The following is a 25,530-nucleotide window of genomic DNA, read 5'->3' as shown; positions in this document are numbered from 1 at the left end:
GATTTAAAGTCCTTTCACTATTTGCTCTGCAATAATTTGATGCGCTGCACAATTCGGGTGGACATCTGTCATGGCTGGTAACCATGACTTGGTTTCAATTAACGTGAATTGATCAAAGCGTGCCGTTTCAGCTAAAAACACCTCACGAAACGCCCCATTCAATGGCATCATTAATATAATTTTAGCATTGTGAAAGCGCTTTATCAATTCCAATAAATAGATGCGTAAACCAAATGCAAACGCGGTCGGTGTGGCACCATAGTTAAAATCGTTGGTGCCATAATTCACTAGTACGAGGTTAGTCGTCACTAATGGTCGCGACACATTGTCACCAACATGCCACAAGGCTTCGATCGCTGTTGGGATTTGGTATGGCGCAGCAGCGGTTAAGCCAGTTCCCCCATACGCAATACGCGCCAACGGTTGCCCTAAGGCATCAGCCACCAGTTGTGGGTAGCTCAATTCGGGATGATGCCCATCGGCGGCCATGGCTTCACCGGCAGTAATGGAATCCCCAACAAACGTCACGTAAGGCTGTACATTTTCAATTGGGGCCACTTCGCCCTGATCAATTGTCACGGCTGTCACATAGACAGGATCTTGCCAAAAAGCTTCACTACTACCTGCGCGATCACGCAATACCATGCGAACCTCGGCCGTCTCTGTGGGTATGGTCACTTGCAAGGTTTGGTCCGTAACCGGCATCTCCTGCCAATCGGCGGCATTGATTTGCACCGCAAAAGTCAACCCGTCGTAGTTTTTAGCAAATGATAATCGCACCACGTGAACATGGGTTGTCACAAAAGCTACTGACGCCCCAAATTGGGTGGTCATCATGCCATCATCCGTCACGCCCCATTCTGGTGACAATAATCGTGTCATGTCAACTGTTTTCATAATTTAACATCCAAGTTATCCGGACTTCTCATAATGTCCTCAATACTTTCGCACGCATCGACCCGTCGAATCGCTTCGGCAAATGTTGCTGCAACTGATAATTGTACTAACTTATCAAAACGCTTATCATCGGGTACTTCAATCGTGTTCGCCACTAATGTTTTTGAAATTGCCGATTTGGCTAACTTGTCAACGGCCTGTTCTGACAACACTGCGTGTGGGGCAACAGCGTAAATATCTGTCACACCAGCCGCCGTTAACGCTTCACTCGCCAACGTCATGCTTGTGCCCGTGTCGATAATATCATCAATCAAAATCGCGCGCTTCCCCTGCACATTGCCAGTAATGCCAAATGGTGCCGTTTGCAAATCTTCACCGACCCGACGATCAATGACTGCCCATTCTGCATGAAGTAGTTTCGCAAACTTACGCGCACGACCAACACTCGCGTGATCTGGTGCTACAACGACTAAATCTGACCCCAACAGGTCATTTTCATAAAAGTAATGGCCTAAAGTTGGCATTGAAATCAAATGATCAACTGGAATATCAAAGAAGCCCTGCACTTGATCAGCATGAAGGTCCATCGTGATAACACGCTTAACCCCTTGTGATTCTAGCATGTTCGCAATCAAACGCGCCGCGATTGGTTCACGTGAACGCGCCTTGCGATCTGATCTGGCATAGCCAAAATAAGGAATCACGACATTAATGGTCTTGGCAGAAGCACGACGTGCCGCATCAATAAAGATCATTAACTTCATAAAATTATCGTTGACCGGATCGGAAATGCCTTGAATCACATAGACATCTCGACCACGAACGGTTTGCTCAATCCGTTCATAAATTTCATCATCGGCAAATTGCCGTACATCAATATCTGATAAGTTGGTGCCTAAAATATTGGCGATTTCATCAGCCAACTTTGGATTACTTCCAAGGCTAAATAAGCGATATTCAGGGGTCGTCATCTTCTATCTCCGTCTCGTTTTCTTAGTTTCATTATACCAGTAATCAGCTGGTTGCCATAAAATCATATGGGGTGACATCCGCCAAACCAATCATTGGTGAGATGGTTTGTGCGGCAATTAGCGCCGCAGTTAGTTGATATTTTTCAGTTACTGGTGGCGGTGTTGGGCGCACCACTGGTGTGGCGGTGGGCGCGTTTTCTGCTTGCAGCCGTTGCGTCAACCAAGTTGCCCGCATCGGCACTGGAGTCTGCGCTGCCCGATTAAATGCCGCATATTCTCCAACCAAAATTAAAGCTTCTTTTGCGCGCGTCAGGCCAGTATACAACAAGTTTCGGTTTAACATTAAGCCAAAACGCGTGGTGAGTGCCATAACCACCAGTTTAAACTCATTGCCTTGTGCTTTATGGACCGTCGTTGCATAGGCTAACGTGAGTTGGTTTAACTGCTTCTTGGGATACACCAGCTCTTTGCCATCAAAATCAACGACGAGGCTATCCTCATTTTCAGTATTACCAGGGTCTTTTTTATAGCGAATGGCGATAATTTTGCCCATATCGCCATTAAAAATATCACGCTCACTGTCATTTTCAAGTTGCAAGACCTTATCGCCCTGCCGAAAAATTGTCTCGCCAAACTGTAAGAATTTTTGACCAGGCTTCAGGGGATTAAACAAAGCTTGCGCCATCGTATTTAACGCATGCACGCCAGCAGTGGTTTTATACATTGGCGCTAAAATTTGTAAATCATCAGCCGTATAGCCTTTGTTAATGGCCGCTTGTACGACTTGCTCAATGGCCGTCACCACTTGATCTGGGCCGACCATAAAGGTCGAACGATCACGCTGATTGGTCATAAAGTCCTCGGGTAGCTGACCATTTTTAATATGTTGTGCCAATGTGGTAATACTACTACCGCGACCCTGCCGATAAATCGTTGCCAGTTCGATATGAGCAATTCGCTGACTGGCTACAAAATCAGCCAATACGTTTCCGGGACCAACCGACGGCAGTTGATCCGCGTCGCCAACAATAATGACTTTCATGCCACTCGGAATGGCAGCAAACAACTTTGCCGTCAATTCAATATCCAACATGGAGGCCTCATCAATAATTAGTAGCCCACCCGCAATTGGATTTTCGGCATTAAATTCCGGTTCATCTAAATCTGAAATCCCCAGTAGCCGATGAATCGTCGTCGCCTCATGGCCAGTAACTTCAGTCATCCGTTTGGCAGCTCGTCCGGTTGGTGACGCTAATTTCACCGCATAATTTTTTAAGAAATCTTGGGTATTATCAGCATATTTCGCCCGTTGCTGCAACAATTTATGCCAAGTTGCCACCATCGTGCGGACAATTGTCGTTTTGCCTGTCCCAGGACCGCCCGTCAGCAAAAACACTTGCGCATTCAAGCCAGCTTTTACCGCCGCAATTTGCGTGTCATCTAACTGCAAGTGACCTGGAGTGGTCACCGCATCAGCAATCGCCTCCGGTGTGATATCAAAAGGCATTGGAGCGCGTAACAAACGCTTAAGATCTTGGGCCACTTGCCGTTCAGCTTGATAAAGCGTTGCCGCATATAAGCGACCTTCATCATCGACTAAAATATGATTGGCAATTAACGCTTCAATGGCTTGGTCAATATCAGCTTGTAACTGCTGATCATGCAGTAATTGCCCGGTAGCTTGTAGCAGTTGTGCGCGCGATAAATAAGTATGGCCATATTGGAAACTGACATTCATCATCGTGGCGTAAACAGCCGCCTGCACTCGGCGCTGATCCGTACGCGCATGCCCATTTTTTTGACCAATGGCATCGGCAATTTTAAAGGAAACCCCATCAAATTCAAAAACCAAACGATAAGGATCCGTTGTTAAAATTTCCTCAGCTTCATGGCCGTATTGGTCATAAAGACGCCCAGCCAAATCAGCTCCTAATCCATACTGATTACCAATTTGAAATAAGCGTTCCAAACCAAGGTTCAATTGGAGACTGCGCGCTAATTTTTGCGCTGTTGCTGGTTTAACGATACCGTCCAATACCTGTACATCATCTAAAATCAAGGTGACAGCGTCAAGGCCTAAGTGGTCAACAATTTTTTCCGCCGTTTTTTGACCAATCCCTGAAAATTGCCCACTCGCAAAATACTTAATCAAGCCATTTTCATCGGGTGGTAATTCATTTTCATAATGTGATACTTTTAATTGTTGCCCGTACTTCGGATGGCGGACCACTTGTCCGAAGAAAGCATAAGTACTCCCTTCTTGAACATCAGCAAACGTCCCAGTCACAATAATTTCTGGGGTCTCCCAGTCGGTCAGCGTGCTGTCATCAATTTGCACGGATAAAATTTTAAAATAAGAATCACTGGACGCAAAAATGACGTGTTGCAACGTCCCAGTAACTTTGTCCAATTGGTCAGTTTCAAATGTCATCGTGTGCTTGTTTTAATCCTTCACTGCGCTTGTGTCAACTTAAATGGTGGTTCCGTCATTTTGAAGCTTATTGAGATACGTTGTATTATTCCAATCTTCAATTTCAAACTGTTGACCATCAGTCGTTGACAGCACAGTCGTTGATGTATTACTTAAACCACCGCGTTCACGAATCGCCATTCGCGGTGTTTGTAGGAGTTCGTTGATACCAAAAGATAAAGCCATCCCGTGTGAGACAATCAAAATATTGTCCGTTGGATATTGCTGTGCCAGGTTTTTAATAAACCGCGCAAATCGCGCACTCGCTTTTGTATACCCTTCCCCATCAAATTCAGTGCCTTCAAACTGATCCAAATCATGGCGATAGTTGTGGTAGGCGGTCGCATAGTCAACTTGTACTTGTGCCATCAATTCACCTTCCCAGCGGCCTAGGCCAACTTCGGCAATATTTGATCGCAGTGACAAGGGACCACGATAGTTCATTTCGCGCGCAATTTGTGTGGCGGTAATCCGCGCACGCCGCAATGGCGACGCAAATACCCGTGTGAACTCGACGTCTCGCAAAAAGTCGGCGACTTTCACCATATCATCATAACTTGAAGGTAATAAATCAGAATCACCGTTGCCCCCTTGAAAGCGGCGTTCGAGATTCCAAGCCGTTTGGCCATGTCGTACAAAATAAAATTTAGTCATATTAAATCTTTTCTAGCACCCCGCGTGCCACAAACTCATCAACAAAAAAATGATACAAAGGCACCATTTCTGCTGCATGTTGATTTTTAAAAATGTCAACGCGTACCACATCCCCAGCAGAAACAGTACTCATCTTAAACCCGGTCAAATCTGGGTTAACCGTCACTTTTAATTTGACTGCGTTAGCCAATGCTTTTTCCGGTTCAAGCGAGCGATGTAACGTATAGGCGCCGGCATTATTCGTAATGAAGCCTAAGTCGCCAAGCGTATACTTTTTAATCTGTGGACTAAGACGGTAGGTGGCATCACCTGGAATCGTTACTTGTTGATCAAAAGCCATTTCTCATTTTGTGTCGCCAGCAGCATTTTCTGGTCATGCGTCTCACCAAAATTCGCCTGTGACAGACACTTCCTCCTAAAACATACTGACTTTATTATACCAAAAAAGCCCCGCTCACGCGGGGCTTGCTTGTGAAAATCTCTGGCTACTTCGATTAGAACTTTTGATTAAATTGTGAGCCAGCTGGGTGGTTTGGCACTTTAATCGTACCATCAATAATACCCTTTTCCGCTTTATCTACGGCTGTCTTTTGTGCTGGTGTCAATTCTGATTTTGTCAAATAAACACCACGTTCCTTAAGCCCGTAGGCCACTGTTTTGCCACCTGGGAAACTGTGGTCTTTGTTATAGGCATCGGCGATATTTTTAACACCTGCCCCAACGGACGTGATTGATGAGGCCATCGTTGACGTTTCTGACTTACCATCTTTTGACTTATAAGCCCCATCAGCCTTCTGATCACGGTCAACACCAATAATATACAAGCGTTGCTTTGAATCAGCATCCAACTTTGAATTTTCGGCTTTCGCTTCAGTAAAGGCACCATTACCAACAAAACCAGCGGCCGCAAAGATTGTGCGAATGCCTGAGGCGTACATTGCCGCAGCAATCGTCTTACCCTTAGCTGAGTCGGTAAATGAATTGGCATATTGCTTTTCGACCGTTAATGTTGGATCAGTTGCCTTCACACCGGCTTCAAAACCAGCATCAAATGCATCAATAATGTTACCGTGAATACCACCAATAAAGCCAACAGCCTTTTCACCGTTTTCCTTTGCCTTAATCGCAGCTGCTACACCGGCAAGGTACGATGATTGTTCTGAACGAAACATAACTGACGCCACGTTTGGTTGATTCGTCACAATATCATCGACTAACACAAACTTTTGCTTGGGGTTCAATTTAGCTGACTTGGTGATCGCTTGGTTTAACGAATACCCAATCCCATAAACAATCTGGTATTTATGATTTTTGGTTGCCAAATTAAAGTTTTGGTCCAAATCTGAGTGATCAGTGGTCGTGAAATACGTCACTGGCGCATTTTGTCCCGCCTTCATATGATGTGCTGCCGCATATTGCTTAGCACCTTCCCAGGCAGATTGGTTAAATGAATGGTCATCCACACCGCCGACATCTAGGACCAAGCCAAGTGATGCGGCATTATTTGCCTGCCCATTTTGCGTTGACTTATGCGACAAACCCGTATAAATACCGCCGCCAATAATGGCAATAGCTGCAAGACCTGCAATGATTTTAGTTGATTGTTTCATGGTGATTGTTCTCCCTTTGTGAGGTATGCAAATGCATAGCACCGACCCCGTAATTTAAACTTCACGTTCACGCGACGTCAAACGTAACTGTAAAGACTAGAATCTATTATACGTGTTCTTTACTTAAGAACAAGGTCAAATCATGGGCTTGACATCACAAACAGCTGTTCGCTGTTTAATACATATCCGCTGCTAGCGTGGTATCATCTGCTTTAACAGCAAAGCGAAGCCCCTTAGGGAAGAAGTTTTTAATTTGGCCATCAACGTACCGTCCCCAGCCCGCGCCATTACCATTGGCCGTCATTAAGACCCACCCTTTTTGTAAAGGTGCCGCTGGTCGAACCACATCACCATGGACAAATTGTGCCCAATCGTCAGGCGTCATGGCGTAAGTTTGACTGACTGCTTGTGGTGGCAAAGCCAAGGCTAGCGCATGCGCTGGCTCAAATCGGTTTTTCTTAAACGTGCCCAACTCAAGTCCTAGTCGCAAAATTTTCATCCCTGAAATATCAGGTGTGCCCACTGGTGCCAGATAAAGTCGATCACCAAATAAGGTTAACGTGTGCTGGGTCATATCAAAGTCGGGTAGCGTTGTCGCCACAAAATCAGTAAAAATCTTTTCTTGGCTACGACTCAATGGTGTTGGCACTAACGGTTTAACGACCGCAGTTGTCGGCGTTGCGTCAGCGGTTTTTTCTAATTTGGCAGCAAAGTGTCCCTCACCTTGTAAGGCTTGTGGCCACAAACGAGCCGTCCCCTCAAGTACTGTGAGATCTGCTGTCGTTGATATGGTGGTTTGGCCATCAGTGTAAGCCTGATCAGCCCATGCTGGCCGACCATCTTGGACATGTGTATGGGCTGGTTTATCAATTGGTACAAGCTGCATTTCTGGATATTCTTGCATCAACCAGGCAATCATTTGTTCATCTTCTTCTGGCGCAAATGTGCACGTCGAGTACACGATTTGACCCCCAGGACGCAACATTTTCATGGCTTCGCGTAAAATCTCACGTTGTAAGTCAGCTAATTCTTGCGGAAAATCCTGATGCCATTGTGCCACTGCGGCTGGATTTTTACGAAACATCCCTTCGCCAGAACATGGCGCATCCAGTAAAATTTTGTCAAAAAATTGTGGTAACTTGGCACTTAATTCAGCTGGTGCATGCGAACTGACGATACTATTTTGCACACCCATTCGTTCAATATTTTCACTTAAAACTTTGGCCCGATTCATAAAAATTTCATTGGCCCAAAGTAAGCCTTCCTGTTGCATAAAAGCAGCGAGATGTGTCGTTTTGCCACCAGGTGCGGCGGCCAAATCTAGCACCCGTTCACCAGGTTTTGGCTGTAAGACTTCGCCAACAAATTGTGCAGAGGGTTCCTGAGAGTAAACAACGCCAGTGACATGGTCAACACTGTGCCCAGAAACTGCCCCAAAATGGCCCCATTTACCGTACGGCACTGGCCCGTTATCTGGGGTATCACTGACCACGGGATTGGCTTTTAACGGATTGACACGGTAGGCCTTTTGCACCTGATCATCAAAAGTGTCAAAAAAAGCCGGCGCTTCATCGCCTAATAAACGGGTATATTTAGTTGTAAACGCTTCTGGTAATTGTTGCATTAGAACTGATCCACTTCTTCACGGGTTGGAATTGACGGAATGGCGCCTGGTCGCGTAACGGCAATGGCACTGGCTGTGCTAGCACGATCAACGGCGTCGACTAAATTACTAAAATCGGCGGCAAGTTCACTTGCCAGAGTCCCAATAAAAGTATCCCCAGCTGCTGTCGTATCAACGGCCGCAACTTTTTTCGGCTTTGCCCACCAACGGTTGGCACCGTCAGCGATAAATGAGCCCGCTTCCCCAAGGGTAATAATACTGCGGGCCACCCCTGTTGCCAAGATGGCATCACTGACTTGATTCAACACCGCACGATCATTTTCAACAGTGATACCCGTTAACAATTGTGCTTCTGTTTCATTAGGCAAAATAATATCTGTCAAATTAGCCAACGTTGGCGTGACCTCATAAACTGCTGGTGCAGGATTCAGCACAGTTTGCACATTGTGCGCCTTGGCCATTTTAAAGGCTGCTGTAATCACTGCCAGTGGGACCTCAAATTGCGCAATCAACGTATCAGCCTGGGCAATCAGATCCTCATCTAAATCATCAACGGTCAAGGCTTGATTGGCCCCACCATGAATCAAAATTGTATTGGCGCCGTTATCTTGCAACATAATATAGGCTGAACCAGTTGGTACTGTTGCATTGGTTTGAATCGCCGCCACATCAACGGCTTGATCAGCTAAGGTTTGGCGCATAAAGTGGCCATTATTGTCCTGCCCTACTGCGCCAATAAAGGCCACTTGAGCGCCTTGACGGGCTGCAGCAACTGCTTGGTTGGCACCTTTACCACCAGGTGCTGCTGTCACGTCTGTTAAAGCCATTGTTTCGCCAACTAATGGCATCCGTGGCATCTTCATAATGCTATCAACGTTGAGACTCCCAAGGACAACAATTTTTTTCGTCATATTTTCATTTTGGTCTTCACGCGCGCGTGGCATATGTACGAGACAACCTGTACACATGGCATCTTTTCTGCCGTGAATGACTCTCCTCCGCGTATTTTCATCTCTTATCATACCATGTTTAAACCATGCAAAAAAGCACGGCAAGCCGTGCTTTTTAATTCAAAACTGACTGGTTAATATGGTAGTTTCTGCTGTTTCCCTTTTTCACGGAAATAACGGTACACCGTCAAGGCAACCACTAAGATACCGATTGACAAGGCCAATAGCAACGTTTTCATCGTTTGATCATGATAAACCAAAATTGCCCGAATCAAGGCGGTCACCCCGATATAAAGAAAACTTTCCATCGAAATGTGAGCGTCCTTGATAAAATATTCGCGGACCAAACTCATAAACTCAAAGAACAAGAAGACGGCAAGCGTGGCATCCGTAATTTGATTAAAGTGTGACCGCATATCCTCCACTGTCAGGAGTAAATGCGCTAAATTATAAATTTCACGCAACAAAAAGCCAAAAATCACAACCCCAATAATAATCATGAGGCTATTTAAGACATATTCAAAATAATTGGCCACTTTTTGGTGCCATTCGTGTTTCATACTACACTCTCCGTTGTTGTATCTTGTTGCACGCCGCAGCGCGATTGTGGTGACTGGTGGTTAAAAATCAAACAAATTCAATTGATTTTCGTCTGGCATACCATCTAAGACTGAATTTTTCGTCAAATAGTCAATGACTGTTTGGGAGACCTTCCCACGCTTTTTCAAATCTTCCTTACTCAAAAATGGCTTTTCTTGGCGCGCCACAATGATTTGCTTGGCCACGTTATCGCCCAAACTTGGCACTGCTGAGAACGGTGGAATTAGCGTGTCGCCATCAATCACCCACTCGCTGGCTTCTGACTTATATAAATCAACCATTGAGAAGGTAATCCCACGTTCTAAGGCTTCATTCGCCATCTCCAATACCGTCAAAAGGTTTTTGTCGCCCACCGTGGCATCATTGCCCAAGGTGCGTAAACGCTTTAACGCTTCTTTTGTCGCATTTTTCCCACGACTCATGGCCACAATATCAAATTGATCAGCGCGGACTGAGAAGTAGGTCGCATAATAAATCGTTGGGAAATAAACCTTAAAATAGGCAATCCGCAAGGCCATCAAAACATACGCCGCCGCGTGGGCTCGGGGGAACATATATTTAATCTTGAGCATCGATTGGATATACCATTCTGGAATCTTTGCTGCACGTAACTGGGCCTGATACTCATCAGTAATCCCTTTTCCTTTACGCACTTTTTCCATGACATTAAACGCATCAGCTGCTGGGAAGCCCCAGTTAATCAAATCCGTCATGATCTTATCACGGGTTCCAATCACGGTCCCAATCGTTGCTGTGCCGTTTTCAATCAATTCATTGGCGTTCCCTAGCCACACATCCGTGCCGTGTGACAAACCAGAAATTTGCAATAGTTCAGAGTAATTGTGGGGTTGCGTTTCTTCCAACATGCCCCGCACAAAGTTCGTCCCAAATTCAGGCAAACCAAGTGTGCCAGTTTTAGAAAAAATCTGTTCTGGCGTCACGCCTAACGCTTTTGGCGACGTAAACAGGCTCAAGACACCAGGATCATTGACCGGAATTGATTGCGGATCAATTCCTGACATGTCCTTTAACGTGCGTACCATCGTCGGATCATCATGCCCCAAAATATCCATTTTGAGCAAATTATCGTGAATAGAATGGTAATCCATGTGCGTTGTTTGCCACAATGATTTTTGATCATCGGCCGGATATTGAACCGGTGTGAAATCATAGACATCATATTCACGTGGCACAATCAAAATCCCACCTGGATGTTGCCCTGTTGTCCGCTTAACGCCAGTAATCCCCTGAGCCAAACGTTCTACTTCGGTCCCACGGTAATGCTTATCATGATCGCGTTCATAACCTTTGACATAACCAAAGGCGGTTTTCTCCGCCACCGTCGCAATCGTGCCGGCACGGTACACATTGTGTTCACCGAACAAAACCTTCATGTAATTGTGTGCAATCGGTTGATAATCGCCCGAAAAGTTCAAATCAATATCTGGGACCTTATCCCCTTTGAAGCCCATGAAGGTTTCAAACGGAATATTTTGCCCATCGCCGATTAACATTTCACCAGGATGATTAGGGTCTGGCTTATCCGGCAAGTCATACCCTGATTCATAAACTTTTGGATCAGCGAGTTCAAAATAGTCGCCATGGGCACTGCGATAATGCGGGGCAAACGGATTAACTTCGGTAATCCCTGACATTGTCGCCACAAATGATGAACCGACCGAGCCACGCGAACCAACCAGATAACCATCTTTGTTGGACTTTTCAACCAAACGTTGCGCAATCATATAGTGCGGCGCAAAGCCGTTACCAATAATGGCTTTTAATTCTTGGTCAATACGGGCTTGAATGACATCAGGAATGGGATCGCCGTACCATTTTTTAGCCGTTTCCAGTGTTCGACGGGTTAATTCCTCACCAGCGGTCGGGATATTTGGCGGGTACGACCCACTTTTTAGCGGCGCCACATCTTCTAAACTATCCGCAATCAAATGCGTATTGTCAATCACAACTTTTTTCGCCAAGTCCTCACCCAAAAACGCATAATCGTCAAGTAGTTCTTGCGTTGTTTTGAAATGAAGTTCGGGTAAGGTTGTCCGATTTTGTGGGTTACCTGGCTGCGTGGCAATTAGGATTTGACGATAAATCCGATCTTCTGGATTCGTATACTTGATGTCGCCAGTAACGACCACCGTCTTATCCAATTCGTCACCAATCGCCACCATATCACGGAGAATATCGTGTAATTTATCGGTATCAGCAATCAAGCCTGATTCAATCATTGGTGCATAATTGGCAGTGGGCTGAATTTCAATAAAGTCATAATACGCCGCTTTTTCTAACGCTGCGTCATAACCTTTTTCAATCAGTGTGACAATCACGTCACCGCCCGTATCACCTGTACCGACTAATAAGCCTTCTCGATGTTGTTCCAAAACGGAACGCGGAATACGTGGTACACGCGCAAAAAATTCAATATTTGAGCGCGAGACTAATTCATAAAGATGCTTTAAACCGACAGCATTTTTTACCAACAACGTGGCATGTACCGGTCGGCCATGTTTCCAAGCATCCCCTTCCGTCATATGATCATTGAGCTGTTGATGGCTGGTCAAATCATAGCGTTCTTTGGCCTCTTTCATCAACCGCCATGCAATATGCCCGGTCGTTTCCGAATCGAAAATGGCTCGGTGCGCTTGTTCGAGATTGATATTAAAGCGCTTGGCGATTGTCCCCAATCGATAAGATTTGTAATCAGGGTAAAGCCAGCGCGTGAATGGCAAGGTATCAATCACCGGATTGCTAATGGCCGGTTTTTGATAACGCGCATACGCAGCGTTCATAAACCCAATATCAAATGTCACATTGTGTCCGATCAGAACCGCATCCCCAACCCAATCGCGGAAACGTTGGATGACGTCACTTTCTGGATCGGCATTGGCAACCATCGAATCTGTAATTGATGTCAGTTCAGTCGTAAATTCTGACAAGGGAAAACCAGGATTGATGTATTCAGAGAATTGATCCACCACATTCCCAAGTTGCATTTTAACCGCGGATAATTCAATGATTTTATCCGTTACGGCTGAAAGTCCCGTGGTTTCCAAATCGAAAGCGACAAAAGTTGTCTCTGGTCCAAGTAATGGCACATCAGCTAGATTAAAGGCAATCGGTTCCCCATCTTCAACTAAATTCGCTTCCATCCCATAAATCATTTTGAGATCATTTTTCTTGCCGGCAGCCACGGCTTCTGGAAAGCCTTGCACATTTGCTGTATCAACCACACCTAACGCTGTTTGGCCCCAACTTTTGGCTAACTTGGCTACTGCGCCATAGTCGGTTACCGCATCCATCGTTGACATATTGGTATGCACATGCAACTCGATATGCTTTTTATCACCTGGATAGGTGTCAACGCGACTCTCATGGTCAATCACTTGCAAATCATAAATGTTCATCACCAATTCACGCGCATAAGTGTCTTCTTGCACATTACCAGACAATCGTACCCACATGCCGGGTTTTAGCCCGTCAAAAACAGCTTCGTCCGTTTCATTATTTGAAAACTTCTTGGCTGCAATCGAGCTCGAATAATCTGTCACTTTGATCGTCATGAGCTTACGCCCAGAGCGCAACTCACGTACTTCATGTGCAAAGATATAGCCTTCGATCACCACCCGATTTTCTTCACCTTCAATCGTCTCAAGACGCGTGATGTCAGCATCAGCAGCGATTTTACGTCCCAGTGTCAACGGCACCCCTTCAGATGAAGCCTTGGGTTTAGCTTGTTCTGTTGCTTGGATGGCTTTTTGTAAATCTTCTTGCGCTTTGGCATGGTGTTGGGCAACACTTTCAGCAATTTGTTGGGCTAAAGCTTCGTCTTGTTGCGGTGTCAACAGTAATTCTGGGAAGCCATAACGACGATAGGCCTGACTAATTGACTGCAAAGCCGTATCGGTCAGCGCGTTATACAATAATTGTGCGCCGACGGCAATCCCAAAATGTTGCGCATCAATTTGGCGCAACATCGTATTACTCGTTAATTGTTGACTCGCCGCGTGATTTAAGTCCGAGTCAGCTAAGGCAATATGCCAATATTGATTGACTTGTGTTGCATCAATGGTTTGGACCGGTGTCTCAATATTTAATTGGGTCTGTGCAATATTGGTAAACGCCGCTTGTAATTGTTGCCGAAATTGCATGAAGACATGGACCGGTAAAATGTCGTTTAATACGATATGAAAAGTCCACGTTTTAGCTTGTTTGGCGACGGTGACTTGCTTCAAACGTCCCTCAGCAAAAAATGGTTGCACATCATCAGCCAGCTGAATTTGTGAGATGAGATGTTGCAGTTGTTCTTCTTGGGATATTGCCATGGTTCCCCCCTTCTTTTACTGATTAAAAAAGCCGATTAAATCGGCCTTTTGTGCGTGATTATTTATCGCCATTTAACAAAACTGAAACTGAGTCGACCACTTCACTGACCCGCATTTCAATGTTTGTGTTGCTTGCACGTACTTTAACTTCGACAACGTCTTCGGCAGCTTTTTTACCAACTGTGATACGGATTGGCAAGCCAATCAAATCAGCATCGGCAAATTTAACGCCCGCACGTTCCTTGCGGTCATCAACCAAGACATCAAGCCCTTGTGCCGTTAATTCAGCTTCCAGTTGACTCGTAATACGTGCTTGATCTTCATCTTTCAAGTTCACTGGTACAATGTGTACATCAAATGGTGCAACACTTGCTGGCCAAACCAACCCATCTTCGTCGGCCATTTGTTCAGCAATCGCACTTAACAAACGTGACACACCAATTCCATATGAGCCCATGATCATATCAATTTGACGACCATTTTCATCAAGAATTTGGGCACCCATTGTCTTTGAATAACGTGTTCCAAGCTTGAAAATGTGGCCAATTTCAATGCCGCGGGTGAACACCAAGTGACCCTTGCCATCAATGGCTAAATCACCTTCACGCGCAGTACGGAAATCACCAACATTTTCTGGGTCCAGTACCACATCACGTTCCCAATTAATGTTAACGTAATGCTTGCCATCTTCATTAGCACCAGCCGCAAAGTTAACCAAATCAGCAGCCCGTTCGTCGACTAACAAACGGACATTTTCTGGTAAGTTCACTGGGCCTAATGAACCAAATCCAGCCCCAATTAAGTCACGCACTTGCGCTTCATCCGCTAGTTCAAGCGTGTCGGCTTGCAAGAAGTTTTGCACCTTCACATCGTTGACTTCATAATCACCAGTTGTCACAACTGCAACTAATTCGCCATCAGCAATAAAAGTAATGGTCTTAGCCAATTCTGATGCTGGCACTGACAATAATGCTGACAATTCATCAATTGTCTTTTCATTTGGTGTATCAATTTTTTCCAATGGCAAGGGTTCAACTGTTGACACTTGACGTTCGTAGTAATCTTTTGCCATTTCTAAGTTCGCTGCGTAGTCTGACGCATCAGAATAGGCAATGATGTCTTCACCAGCTGCCGCAGGTGCTGAGAATTCTTTAGAATCTGACCCACCCATGGCTCCGGCATCCCCAACGATTGCACGGTATGACAACCCAATGCGGTCAAAAATAGCCGTGTAAGCCGCTTCCATGTCGTGATAAGCTTGGTCCAAACCAGCTTGATCTGCACTAAATGAATACGCATCCTTCATAATGAATTCACGTGTCCGCAACAAGCCAAAACGTGGGCGGTTTTCATCACGGAACTTTGCTTGCAATTGGTACACGATTAATGGCAATTTCTTATATGACTTGATGTCATCCGCCATCAGTTGTGTAAAGGTTTCTTCATGGGTTGGCCCCAAAATAAAGTCACGTGCTTGGCGGTTTTTGAACTTGTACAAGGCTGGCCCATAAGTTTCATAACGCCGTGACTTTTCCCATAATTCTGCTGGTAAAATTTCCGGTACCAACATTTCATTGGCATCAATTCGGTCCATTTCCTCGCGAATAATGGCTTCAATTTTATTCAATACCCGTTGCGCTAATGGCAAATAGGCAAACATCCCTGCTGCCACTGGGCGAATAAAGCCCGCTTTGAGTAAGAGTTGGTGACTTTTGACTTCCGCATCAGCTGGTACTTCGCGTAAAGTTGGCATTAATAGTTTAGATTGTTTCATGAGAATCCTCGTTTTTCCTTTTACAGTATGTACGGCGCAAAGCGCCTTGTTATTTGAATAACTATTTATCTAAGTAAATCATTAATGGTTACCGCGACCAGCAAGACCACCATAAAGGCTGCCCCAGCAACGGTTACCGCATTTTCGATATTTTCTGGTAATGGTCGCCGCCAAATGGCTTCAATCAAATTCAAGAGCAACTTGCCGCCATCTAAGGCCGGAATTGGAATCAAATTCATCATCCCTAAATTAATCGATAGCATCGCCATATAAACCAAAATATTTAAGAAACCAGTTTTGGCAACCGTTGAGGTTGTCTTCGCAATGGCTACTGGCCCCCCGAGTTTGTTGAGGTTAAAGCCACCACTGAACAAATGGGTGATGGCATACCAGATGCGCTGCGTGGTACTACCAGTTGCTAATATACCATACTTTAGGCGTGCGCCAAAGTCGGTATACGTTTTTGGTGTCACGCCAATTAAACGCGTCGTCACCCCGTCAACTTGGACTTGCTTGGGGGTCAACGTCAGTGTTGCTGGCTTACCCTGCCGTAGCACGGATAGGGTCAACTTTTGACTGGTTGACTGACTAATAGTTGTCGCTAATTGTTCCCAAGAATGGATCTTTTGGCCATTAATCGTTTGCACTTGATCATTTGGCCGTAGCCCAGCTTGTTGCGCTGGCATGTTAGGCTGGACTGTCCCAACGATTGGTTGATTCAAGGTTACACTTGGCTGTAAGAAGCCGAGTAAACAAAAAACAACCAAAGCTAAGACAAAATTCATGACTGGTCCTGCAACGTTGATCAAGGCCCGTTGATAAACTTTAGCACTTTGTACCCAAGTATCACGCGGCGCAATTTGTACGGCGATGCCTTGTTTATCAATGATGGTTGCATCATGGTCAACGTTGACCGTCACCATATCAGATTCGTCTGCACGGTAACCCGTCAATGTGAGCGCGTCAGTCAAATCAAATCGATCGATTTGAAACGGTACCCCTTCGCCCAATTCCTCAATACGGGTGTCAATTGTGGTCACAATGCCTTGCGCATCAAAAATTAAACGAACGCGTTGACCTGCATCTAAGTCGGGTGTTTCATCCATTCCAGCCATCCGTACATAACCACCAACCGGTAAAACACGAATGGTATAAGTTGTATGGTTGCGACGCCAACTGAGTAATTTAGGCCCCATCCCGATCGCAAATTCACGGACAAGCACCCCAACTTTTTTAGCGGCAATAAAATGGCCAAATTCATGAACGGTCACCAAGACCCCAAAAATAACAATAAAAGCAATGATGGCTGTTAAATTCATAAGTTATCCTAACATGCCCAAAAGTGACATCAATGGCATCACAATCAACATTGAATCAAAACGATCCAAAATGCCACCGTGGCCAGGCAAAATGTGACCTGAATCTTTCACACCATAGTGACGCTTAAAGGCTGATTCAATCAAATCACCAAGCTGACCTGCAATCGATAAGAGCACCGTAAAGGCCAACAATTCAATAAAATTATAAGCCGGTAACCAGTGGCAAATCGTGTACAACGCTGGGACAATGATGACGGCAACAACACTACCACCAATTGACCCTTCCCATGTTTTGTTGGGGCTAATTTTAGGGGCCAGCTTGTGCTTGCCAATCGCCCGGCCTACCATGTATGCCCCTGAGTCAGTAATCCAAACAATCAACATCCCAAACATCACCGTCGCTAAGCCAACGCTATCTGCTTGATAGAAATAATGGAAGCCAGTCCCAATATAAAGCATGGCCAGTGTCAAAGCGCCCGCATCATCGAAATTAAAATGATTACGCACAATGATGGTATTGAGCAACATGAGGAACGCTAGAATGTAGAAAACAACATGCGCACTTTGAACAACCGGTACCCCTTGCCAAAATTGGTTAGGTAAGATCAAAGCAACCACCCCAACAAAGGCAATCAATGCTTCAATCGACACCAAGAAACGATGTTTCATGCGTAGGATTTCGCTCATACCAACAATGCCCATTGCCAAAGTTAACAAGAGTAGCGGAATACCGCCAATAATCAAGAGTGGTACAAATACAATTAAGGCCACAACGGCCGTGATGACACGTGTTTTCATATCTTAGGACTCACTTTCATACGTCTCATTTAAACCGCCAAAGCGACGGTCACGTCGGGTAAACGACGTAATAGCCTCCAGCAAATCGTCAGCCGTATAGTCCGGCCACAAAACATCCGTAAAATAAAGTTCGGCATAAGCTGCTTGATAAGGCATAAAATTACTCAAACGCAGTTCGCCTGACGTTCGAATTAACAAATCAGGTGCGGCAAGCGCCCCTAAAGCAGCCGTTTGTAAGGCCGCGGAGAAAGTCTCAGGGGTAATATCAGCCGGATCAAGGTCGCCAGCTGACACTTGTTGGGCCAATTGCTTAGCTGCTTCAACAATTTCAATTTGCCCACCGTAGTTCAGTGCGAAATTTAACACCATGCCGGTACCACCAGCAGTTTGCGTGATGGCATTTTGAACCGCCCGCTGTGTGCCTTCCGGTAACTGGGTAATATTCCCCATCACTTCGACCCGAATGTTATTTTTAATCAAATCAGGGACAAAATCATTGAAAAAATCAATGGGTAACTGCATTAAAAAGTTCACTTCATCATTAGGTCGTGACCAATTTTCCGTTGAAAAAGCGTAAAGTGTCAAGACTTTAACGCCAAGATCACTGGCTGCTGTTGCAATCCGCTTAACGGTATTCATCCCAGTTTTATGACCCGCAATCCGCGGCATCATGCGTTTTTTAGCCCATCGACCGTTACCATCCATGATGATGGCAATATGGTCAGGAATTTTAAGTTGTGCTGGTACAACTTTAGGATCTGTTTTTGTTTTAAAAAGCGCCAAGAGGCCCCCTCCTTCATGCGCAAAAGCGCAATGGTATCTCATTTATTTTACCAGATGTCTTGTCTTGGCACAAAAAAACGTGATAAGAATTTTCTTATCACGTTTCAGACTTATTGCACTGTCACTGACTTCGCCAAGTTACGTGGGCGGTCAACGTCCAAACCACGATCAAGCGTTGCATAATAAGCAATCAATTGTGCTGGAATCACCACCAACAATGGCATCAAAAGTTCATTAACTTCTGGCAAAACGTAAGCATCCCCTGGCTTTGCTAATGACTTTGTCGCAAAGACAATTGTGTTTGCCCCACGGGCTGCAACTTGCGCAATTTCACCACGCACAAGACCAGCTGTTTTCGCTTGTGTTAACAAAGCAAAGACTGGTGTGCCTTCTTCAATCAATGAGATTGTCCCGTGCTTTAATTCACCAGCAGCAAATCCTTCTGTTTGCACGTATGAAATTTCCTTCAACTTCAAGGCTGCTTCAACAGCAACTGCGGCATCCAAACCACGACCAATGTAAAAGGCTGAATAACGACCACGCAAAGCTGATTCAGCAATTGCCTTGAATTCATCTTTTTGATCGATGATGACTTGCATTTCAACTGCCACCTTCGCCAATTCATGCTTCAAGTCAAGGCCACTATCACCTACGGCATGGGCCAAAATGGCTTCCACAATAATTTGGGCTGTATAAGCCTTCGTTGAGGCCACGGCAATTTCTGGGCCCGCCAACAATGGCAAGGCAAAGTCAGCTTCACGTGTCAAAGTTGAATTCATCACGTTAGCAATGGTTAATGAGCCATAACCTTGCTTGATCACGTTATCCAACACTTCACGAGAGTCAGCTGTTTCTCCTGATTGACTCAAGAAAATAAAGAATGGCTTCTCGCTCAACAAAGGTTGGTCATAAGCAAATTCTGAGGCAATGTGAACTTCCGTTGGCTTACCAGTCCATTGTTCAAAGTAACGCTTGCCAACCAAACCAGCGTGGTAAGACGTTCCAGCAGCGACAATATAAATACGGTCAGCGGCCTTCATAGCGTCAATAATGGCTGGATCAATATTTTGAATTTGGTTGTTGTCATCAAAATAATATTGTGACAATGAACGCGCTACCACAGCTTGTTCATCAATTTCTTTCAACATGTAGTAAGGATAAACACCCTTATCTGTTTCTGAAGCATCAATGTCAATGTGGAAAGGTTCACGTGAGATTTCGTCACCTTCAGCGTTGAACAATGTCACGGCATCCTTATCGATTACCGCAATTTCACCATCCATCAATTCGATGAAGTCTTTCGTCACATCAAGCATGGCAGCAGCATCTGATGTCACCACGTTGGCTTCTTCAGATACACCAATCAACAATGGTGACTTCTTCTTGGCTGCATACATCACATCTGGTGTTTCACGATCCATCAACAAGAAGCCATAAGCTGAGTTTTCATCCAACAAGCTAATCATTTGACGGAAGGCATCGAGTGTTGATAAGTTGTTTTCTTTTGAGAACTTATCAATCAATTGCACCGCAACTTCAGTATCAGTTTGTGAATGCAACTTCACGCCTTGCAAATACTTTTCACGTAATTCATCATAGTTTTCAATCACGCCATTGTGGACCAAATAGAAACGACCATCTTCTGACATATGTGGGTGAGCGTTTTCAACAGAAACACCACCATGGGTTGCCCAACGTGTGTGGGCGATACCAGCAGTTCCAGCAATGCCTTGGTCTTTCGTTGCTTCTTCTAACTTGGCAACGCGTCCTTGTTCGCGAACCAAATAGTCACCAGCTGATCCGTTGCTGACATAGACACCAGCTGAATCATAACCACGATATTCAAGCTTTTCCAAGCCTTTTAACAAGTTTGGCAACACTTGGTTCACACCAGTATATCCAACAATTCCGCACATAGTTTATTTACCCTCTTTATAAAATTGGTCAATACGTTATATTAACCTAACATCCACTATTCTACGGTAATACTTTTGCTTTGTCAATAAATTTTAAAAATTGGTCTAGTTGAAATCAAGACTGAAATCGACTGCTATCAACCCAATATTCCAGGCTGCATCGCCGCCCATTTGTGGTAAACTATTAAAAAATTGAAAGCGAGTGTTATTGTGGCAAAAACCGTGTCATGGCATATTATTAACGCCAAAATATTAGATGTCTTCAACTTAACTTTTGATGAAACGGAACTCTGGATTGATGATCAAAAAATTGTCTATCGCGGCCAACGTTCCGACTTACAGGCCGCACATACTTATGATGCCAAAGGTCAATATATTGTTCCTGGTCTCATTGATGCCCACGTCCATATTGAAAGTTCATTACTCGCTCCCAGTGAATTTGGTAAGCTGGTCATCCCACGTGGGGTGACGCGTATTTTTGCTGATCCGCATGAAATTGCGAGTGTTTCCGGCGTTTCCGGCATTCAATATATGTTAGAAGAAGCGCGTCAGTCACCACTACACATTCATTATATGCTCCCATCTTCTGTGCCAGCGACGCCGTTTGAACACGCCGGCGCCAAGCTACATGCCGATGCGCTTAAACCTTTTTATAGTGTACCTGAAGTTAACGGCTTGGCTGAAGTCATGGATTTCCCAGCGGTCTTTAATGAAGATAGTGACATGCACCAAAAGATTCGCGACGCCCAAGCCGCGGGTAAACAGGTCGATGGTCACGCGTCCGGCCTTTCTCGCGAACAGCTGGCGATTTATCGTAAGTACGGGATTAGTACCGATCACGAAAGTGAAAATGCTAAGCAAGCATTGGAACGTTTGAACGCTGGTTTTGCTGTTTTTGTCCGTGAAGGCACCGTTGAACGTGATGAATTAGCGATTTTACCAGCAATCACCACGGCTAACCAATCCCATTTTGCGTTTGCAACCGATGATAAAACTGCCAATGACCTGCAACGTGAAGGCTCAATTGACTTTAATGTCCGCTTAGCGATTCAAAACGGTATGTCACCTGCCATGGCCTTTACGATCGGCAGTTACAACGCCGCCAAAGCACAAGGGTTAACTGATGTTGGCGCCCTCACCGATGGGTTTGTCGCCGATTTGGTTATCATCGATCAATTAAACGACTTTACCGCCCAAAAAGTCATGGTTAACGGCCAATGGTATAACGAATCCGAAACCACAGTGCTACCCCTGGCCAATCAGTCACTCAACTTCACCTTAACAGCGGCGGATTTGGCACTACCTTTGGATCCTGAAAAACCAGCTCATGTGATTGGTATTATGCCGCATCACATCACCACAACGCATCTGGTTGAAAACGTGCCCACCGTTGATGGTCAGTTTGTCGCTGATGACACCTACGCTAAAATTGTCGTTGCTGAGCGTTATCACAACCTCGGTCACGGGGTGGGTATCATTAAAGGGCTGCACTTAAAAAGTGGCGCGATCGCTTCAACCATTGCCCATGATTCACATAACGTGATTATTGCTGGCACCAATGATGAGGATATGATTTTGGCAGCCAACACACTGCGTGACATGGGCGGTGGTGAAGTGGTGGTGCACAACGGCCAAGTCACCACTTTGCCCTTGGCAATTGGTGGTTTAATGTCAGAAGCGCCCTATCAAACTGTGATTGAAAATGATCACAAACTGCAAGCGGCCTTTGCTGAACTCAGTGACATTCCGTTTGATCCGTTTTTGACCCTTTCCTTTATGGCATTACCCGTTATTCCCAGCCTCAAAATGACCGATCAAGGCTTATTCGACTTTAACCGTTTCTCATTTATTACAATTCAGGATTAATTATGAAAACATACAGCATTTCACCAGAACATTTATTAAAAATTTTTCTCGGTCAACCCGACAAACTTGACATTGATGACACTGGCCTTGTGCTCCTCGCGGCCAATAAAAACGACCAGCCCAACCTCCCCTCAGAAATGGCAGGCGGCATTGTTTATTTAGAAAATCATCAACCCACTTTGGTCTCATTGGTGCATCCATTTGCCGTTCCCGAACAAGCGGGCGTCTTTGAAACGGATGATCACCTGATTCATCGTGAACCCATTAACTGGTTTGGGCCACAAGCTATTGTGGTTGAAAAAAAGTTACAAGACTTTGCCAAACAATATGATGGCCCACGCACCGACAACGGGCAAATTCCCCGCGCCTATATTCCCGATAACATTGCCGAACCCGCGATTTTATCAGATCGCTATTGGCAAGACTATGCCAAGTTTGTCAATGATCCAGACGGTCAGTTTCAAGCGCAAATCAAACCCCTCTTTAACGACTAAAAAAGATCGACTTTGCGTCGATCTTTTTTAGTGTTCTACACCGGAGCTACCATCACTAATATTGACATGTCGTGGTTTAGAACCTTCGGCAGGCCCAATATAACCACCTGCTTCAAGGTCATCAATCAAGCGAGCTGCGCGATTATAACCAATACGGAAACGTCGCTGCAATAATGAAGTAGAGGCTTTTTGTTGTTCAATAATGAACTGTAAAGCTTCTTGGAACAACTCATCTTCACTATTACCTGCACCGCTACCATCACCCGCATCTTGGGCAATTTCTTCATCGGTTACTGTCATGGCTTCTGAATACTGGACTTCTTGTTGCGCCTTGACAAAGGATACCACGTTCGTCACGTCAGTGTTACTAATAAAGGCCCCTTGGACACGCTGTGTTGGCTTACCTGGTGGGGCAAAAATCATATCGCCACGTCCCAACAATTTTTCAGCCCCGTTTGTATCTAAAATCGTGCGTGAATCAATACCAGAGGCTGTTCTAAAGGCGATACGCCCTGGAATATTACTTTTAATCGTACCGTTAATGACTTTCACATCCGGTCGCTGAGTAGCCAAAATCATGTGAATCCCAGCCGCACGCGCCTTAGCACCCAGACGTGCAATGGACACTTCAATTTCGGAACCGACGGTACTCATCAAATCCGCAAATTCATCGACAATCGCGACAATATAAGGCATTTTTTGCATCACAGCTGCGCCAGTTGTCTTGGCTTCCGCATTTTGTTGCTCGACCGCCGCATTGTATTCGCCAATGTTACGCTTCCCAAATTGGGCGAGCAACTTATAGCGATTTTCCATTTCGTCAACCACTTTTTGGAGTGAACGCGCCGCTTTGCGCGGATCAGACACCACCGGTGTCAACAAATGTGGAATCCCATTATAAATGGACAATTCAACCACTTTGGGATCGACCATCATCAACTTGACTTCGTTTGGCTTCGCTTTCAGCAAAATCGAAATAATAATCCCATTTAACCCAACCGACTTACCCGAGCCCGTTGAACCAGCGATCAGCAAATGCGGCATGTCGGCTAGATTAGCCATAATGATATTACCGGTCACATCACGCCCCAATGGGACATTTAATGGATGGCCATCATCCTTTGGCGCCTGTTCAATCATATCGCGGAAGCCAACGGTGGCTTGCGTGTCATTAGGCACTTCAATACCAACATAAGGTTTTCCCGGAATTGGGGCTTCAATACGAATCGACTTGGCTGCTAAGGCCAATGCTAAATCATCGGCCAAATTGGCAATTCGATTAACCTTAACCCCTTGACCTGGTTTCAATTCATACTGGGTCACAGTTGGCCCAAGTGACACACTCGTCACTTCTGCTTCAACACCAAAGCTTAACAGCGTATCATGCACGAGACGTGATTTTTCTGTCAAACTTTGGAATTCCTTAGTCTGATCAGTTGGCGATACCTTGGTTAACAAATCAGCCGTTGGCAATTCATAATCTGGATTATCTTGCCCTGACGTTTCCGTCGCCAAAGCCAATGGCTCATCATCATCGCCTGCATCAGACACTGGTGCCGGTGCGCTTGCTGGCTTAGGGGTCGACACAGCTGGTGCCGGCGTTGGTGCTGTTTCAGTCGGCGCCACTGGTCCCTGCCATTTAATTTCCGGTTCGACAAATTCAGTAGCCGGCGCGGTAACGGGTGGTACCACTGGTTCAACTGTGGCAGTTTTGGTTGTTTTCACACCTAACGGATCATCGCCAAAGTCCGTAATGCTCTTTTTGGGACGTTCCCGCCGTTTAAACAAAGGTTCACGTGGCGGCATGTTCGCGCGCTGTTCTTGCACATAGGCCACCCCATTTTGTGCTTTTTCAATCCCTTTTTGCGTTAAATCACGCGCCGGAATTCTAAAGAAAATAATCACGCCACTCAATAGTAAGATTAGGGCAAGCAGCCAAGTCCCGATATTGGCAACTAATGTAAAGCAGCCATTATAGAGCATGGCACCAACTACTCCACCACCAACGGGGGTATTGGCAGATTTATTGGCGAAATCTTGACCACTCAATGTCATCACCGTTTGGACATAGCCATTGCTATTTTTCACGGTATAGGTAAAAAATAACAACGACGATAATGTTAACAGTGCAACAAACGCCATGATGGCCCCCAGCCAAAAATGCCGTGCAATCTTTGGTAACCGCTTATAAATCATCACATAGCTCAATAACACCGTCAGGGGTACTAATACGCCAAGATATAAATTACCAAACCCCAGGCGAAAAACATTGGCCACGTAGGCACCTAACAAGCCCAATTTAAACGTCCCCATGACGCCTAAAAAGATGCTTAAAAGCAAGGCAATGTTTTTGCCAATCACAGCATTCATGCTTTTTTTTCGAGTTGATGCAGTTGTGCGTCGGCGTTGCGGTGTTTTACGAGTTGCCAAAATCCATACCCTCTAAATCTGATCGTTATGTCTTTTATTT

General features: G+C 45.3%; 18 protein-coding genes. 2 read left to right on the top strand and 16 right to left on the bottom strand.

What is annotated here, in order from left to right; genetic code table 11:
- Positions 1-3 precede the first annotated feature (3 nt).
- From A9176_RS05685 to glmS, 15 genes are all read right to left on the bottom strand, one after another.
- Complete coding sequence (locus A9176_RS05685) at positions 4-897, bottom strand: GDSL-type esterase/lipase family protein (protein WP_077282515.1); 894 nt, start codon at positions 895-897, stop codon at positions 4-6.
- The gene (locus A9176_RS05680; protein WP_029509229.1) at positions 894-1,868 is read right to left on the bottom strand and encodes a ribose-phosphate diphosphokinase; all 975 of its coding nucleotides are present in this window, start codon (positions 1,866-1,868) and stop codon (positions 894-896) included. The genes A9176_RS05685 and A9176_RS05680 overlap by 4 nt, the downstream gene beginning before the upstream one ends.
- Before the next feature lie 43 nt (positions 1,869-1,911).
- Positions 1,912-4,299, bottom strand: coding sequence for an SF1B family DNA helicase RecD2 (gene recD2 / locus A9176_RS05675; protein WP_077282513.1), 2,388 nt, complete (start codon positions 4,297-4,299; stop codon positions 1,912-1,914).
- Positions 4,300-4,338: 39 nt separating this feature from the next.
- Positions 4,339-4,992, bottom strand: a complete 654-nt coding sequence (locus A9176_RS05670; protein WP_077282511.1) for a histidine phosphatase family protein — start codon at positions 4,990-4,992, stop codon at positions 4,339-4,341.
- Between the two features lies 1 nt (position 4,993).
- On the bottom strand, positions 4,994-5,332 hold the full coding sequence (locus A9176_RS05665; protein ID WP_077282509.1) for a DUF1831 domain-containing protein: 339 nt from the start codon (positions 5,330-5,332) through the stop codon (positions 4,994-4,996).
- A gap of 154 nt (positions 5,333-5,486) precedes the next feature.
- Entirely contained in the window at positions 5,487-6,602 is a 1,116-nt protein-coding gene (locus A9176_RS05660) for a BMP family lipoprotein (RefSeq protein WP_077282507.1), read from the bottom strand.
- A gap of 175 nt (positions 6,603-6,777) precedes the next feature.
- Complete coding sequence (locus tag A9176_RS05655) at positions 6,778-8,226, bottom strand: RsmF rRNA methyltransferase first C-terminal domain-containing protein (protein ID WP_077282505.1); 1,449 nt, start codon at positions 8,224-8,226, stop codon at positions 6,778-6,780.
- A complete protein-coding gene (rbsK, locus tag A9176_RS05650; RefSeq protein WP_077283252.1) occupies positions 8,226-9,137 on the bottom strand; it encodes a ribokinase in 912 nt (303 codons plus the stop codon). The genes A9176_RS05655 and rbsK overlap by 1 nt, the downstream gene beginning before the upstream one ends.
- Positions 9,138-9,310: 173 nt before the next feature.
- Positions 9,311-9,736: a phosphate-starvation-inducible protein PsiE gene (locus A9176_RS05645; protein WP_077282503.1), complete on the bottom strand. Its 426-nt coding sequence runs from the start codon at positions 9,734-9,736 to the stop codon at positions 9,311-9,313.
- A 60-nt stretch (positions 9,737-9,796) separates the two neighbouring features.
- Positions 9,797-14,110, bottom strand: coding sequence for a PolC-type DNA polymerase III (locus A9176_RS05640; RefSeq protein ID WP_077282501.1), 4,314 nt, complete (start codon positions 14,108-14,110; stop codon positions 9,797-9,799).
- 58 nt (positions 14,111-14,168) lie between these two features.
- Positions 14,169-15,884 (bottom strand): proline--tRNA ligase, encoded by a 1,716-nt coding sequence (locus A9176_RS05635; RefSeq protein ID WP_077282499.1) that lies wholly within the window; start codon positions 15,882-15,884, stop codon positions 14,169-14,171.
- A 65-nt stretch (positions 15,885-15,949) separates the two neighbouring features.
- The gene (gene rseP / locus A9176_RS05630) at positions 15,950-17,203 is read right to left on the bottom strand and encodes an RIP metalloprotease RseP (RefSeq protein ID WP_029509218.1); all 1,254 of its coding nucleotides are present in this window, start codon (positions 17,201-17,203) and stop codon (positions 15,950-15,952) included.
- 3 nt (positions 17,204-17,206) lie between these two features.
- Positions 17,207-18,001, bottom strand: coding sequence for a phosphatidate cytidylyltransferase (locus A9176_RS05625; protein WP_029509217.1), 795 nt, complete (start codon positions 17,999-18,001; stop codon positions 17,207-17,209).
- Positions 18,002-18,004: 3 nt separating this feature from the next.
- Positions 18,005-18,784: an isoprenyl transferase gene (locus tag A9176_RS05620; protein ID WP_077282497.1), complete on the bottom strand. Its 780-nt coding sequence runs from the start codon at positions 18,782-18,784 to the stop codon at positions 18,005-18,007.
- A 110-nt stretch (positions 18,785-18,894) separates the two neighbouring features.
- The gene (glmS, locus tag A9176_RS05615) at positions 18,895-20,700 is read right to left on the bottom strand and encodes a glutamine--fructose-6-phosphate transaminase (isomerizing) (RefSeq protein WP_077282495.1); all 1,806 of its coding nucleotides are present in this window, start codon (positions 20,698-20,700) and stop codon (positions 18,895-18,897) included.
- Positions 20,701-20,910: 210 nt separating this feature from the next.
- On the opposite strand from glmS, the gene ade reads away from it, so the two are divergent.
- Together ade and A9176_RS05605 are read left to right on the top strand one after the other, a co-directional pair.
- On the top strand, positions 20,911-22,566 hold the full coding sequence (ade, locus tag A9176_RS05610; RefSeq protein WP_077282493.1) for an adenine deaminase: 1,656 nt from the start codon (positions 20,911-20,913) through the stop codon (positions 22,564-22,566).
- Between the two features lie 2 nt (positions 22,567-22,568).
- Positions 22,569-23,060 (top strand): hypothetical protein, encoded by a 492-nt coding sequence (locus A9176_RS05605; RefSeq protein ID WP_029509213.1) that lies wholly within the window; start codon positions 22,569-22,571, stop codon positions 23,058-23,060.
- 27 nt (positions 23,061-23,087) lie between these two features.
- Here A9176_RS05605 and A9176_RS05600 read toward each other — a convergent pair whose 3' ends face one another.
- Positions 23,088-25,490 carry an FtsK/SpoIIIE family DNA translocase gene (locus A9176_RS05600; RefSeq protein WP_077282491.1) on the bottom strand — a complete coding sequence of 801 codons (2,403 nt, stop codon included), beginning with the start codon at positions 25,488-25,490 and terminating at the stop codon, positions 23,088-23,090.
- Between the last annotated feature and the right edge of the window lie 40 nt (positions 25,491-25,530).

Source organism: Leuconostoc garlicum (assembly GCF_001998805.1).
Lineage (GTDB): Bacteria > Bacillota > Bacilli > Lactobacillales > Lactobacillaceae > Leuconostoc > Leuconostoc lactis.
The sequence above is the reverse complement of the archived record's forward strand: the minus strand, read 5'-3'. Positions and strand labels throughout refer to the sequence as shown.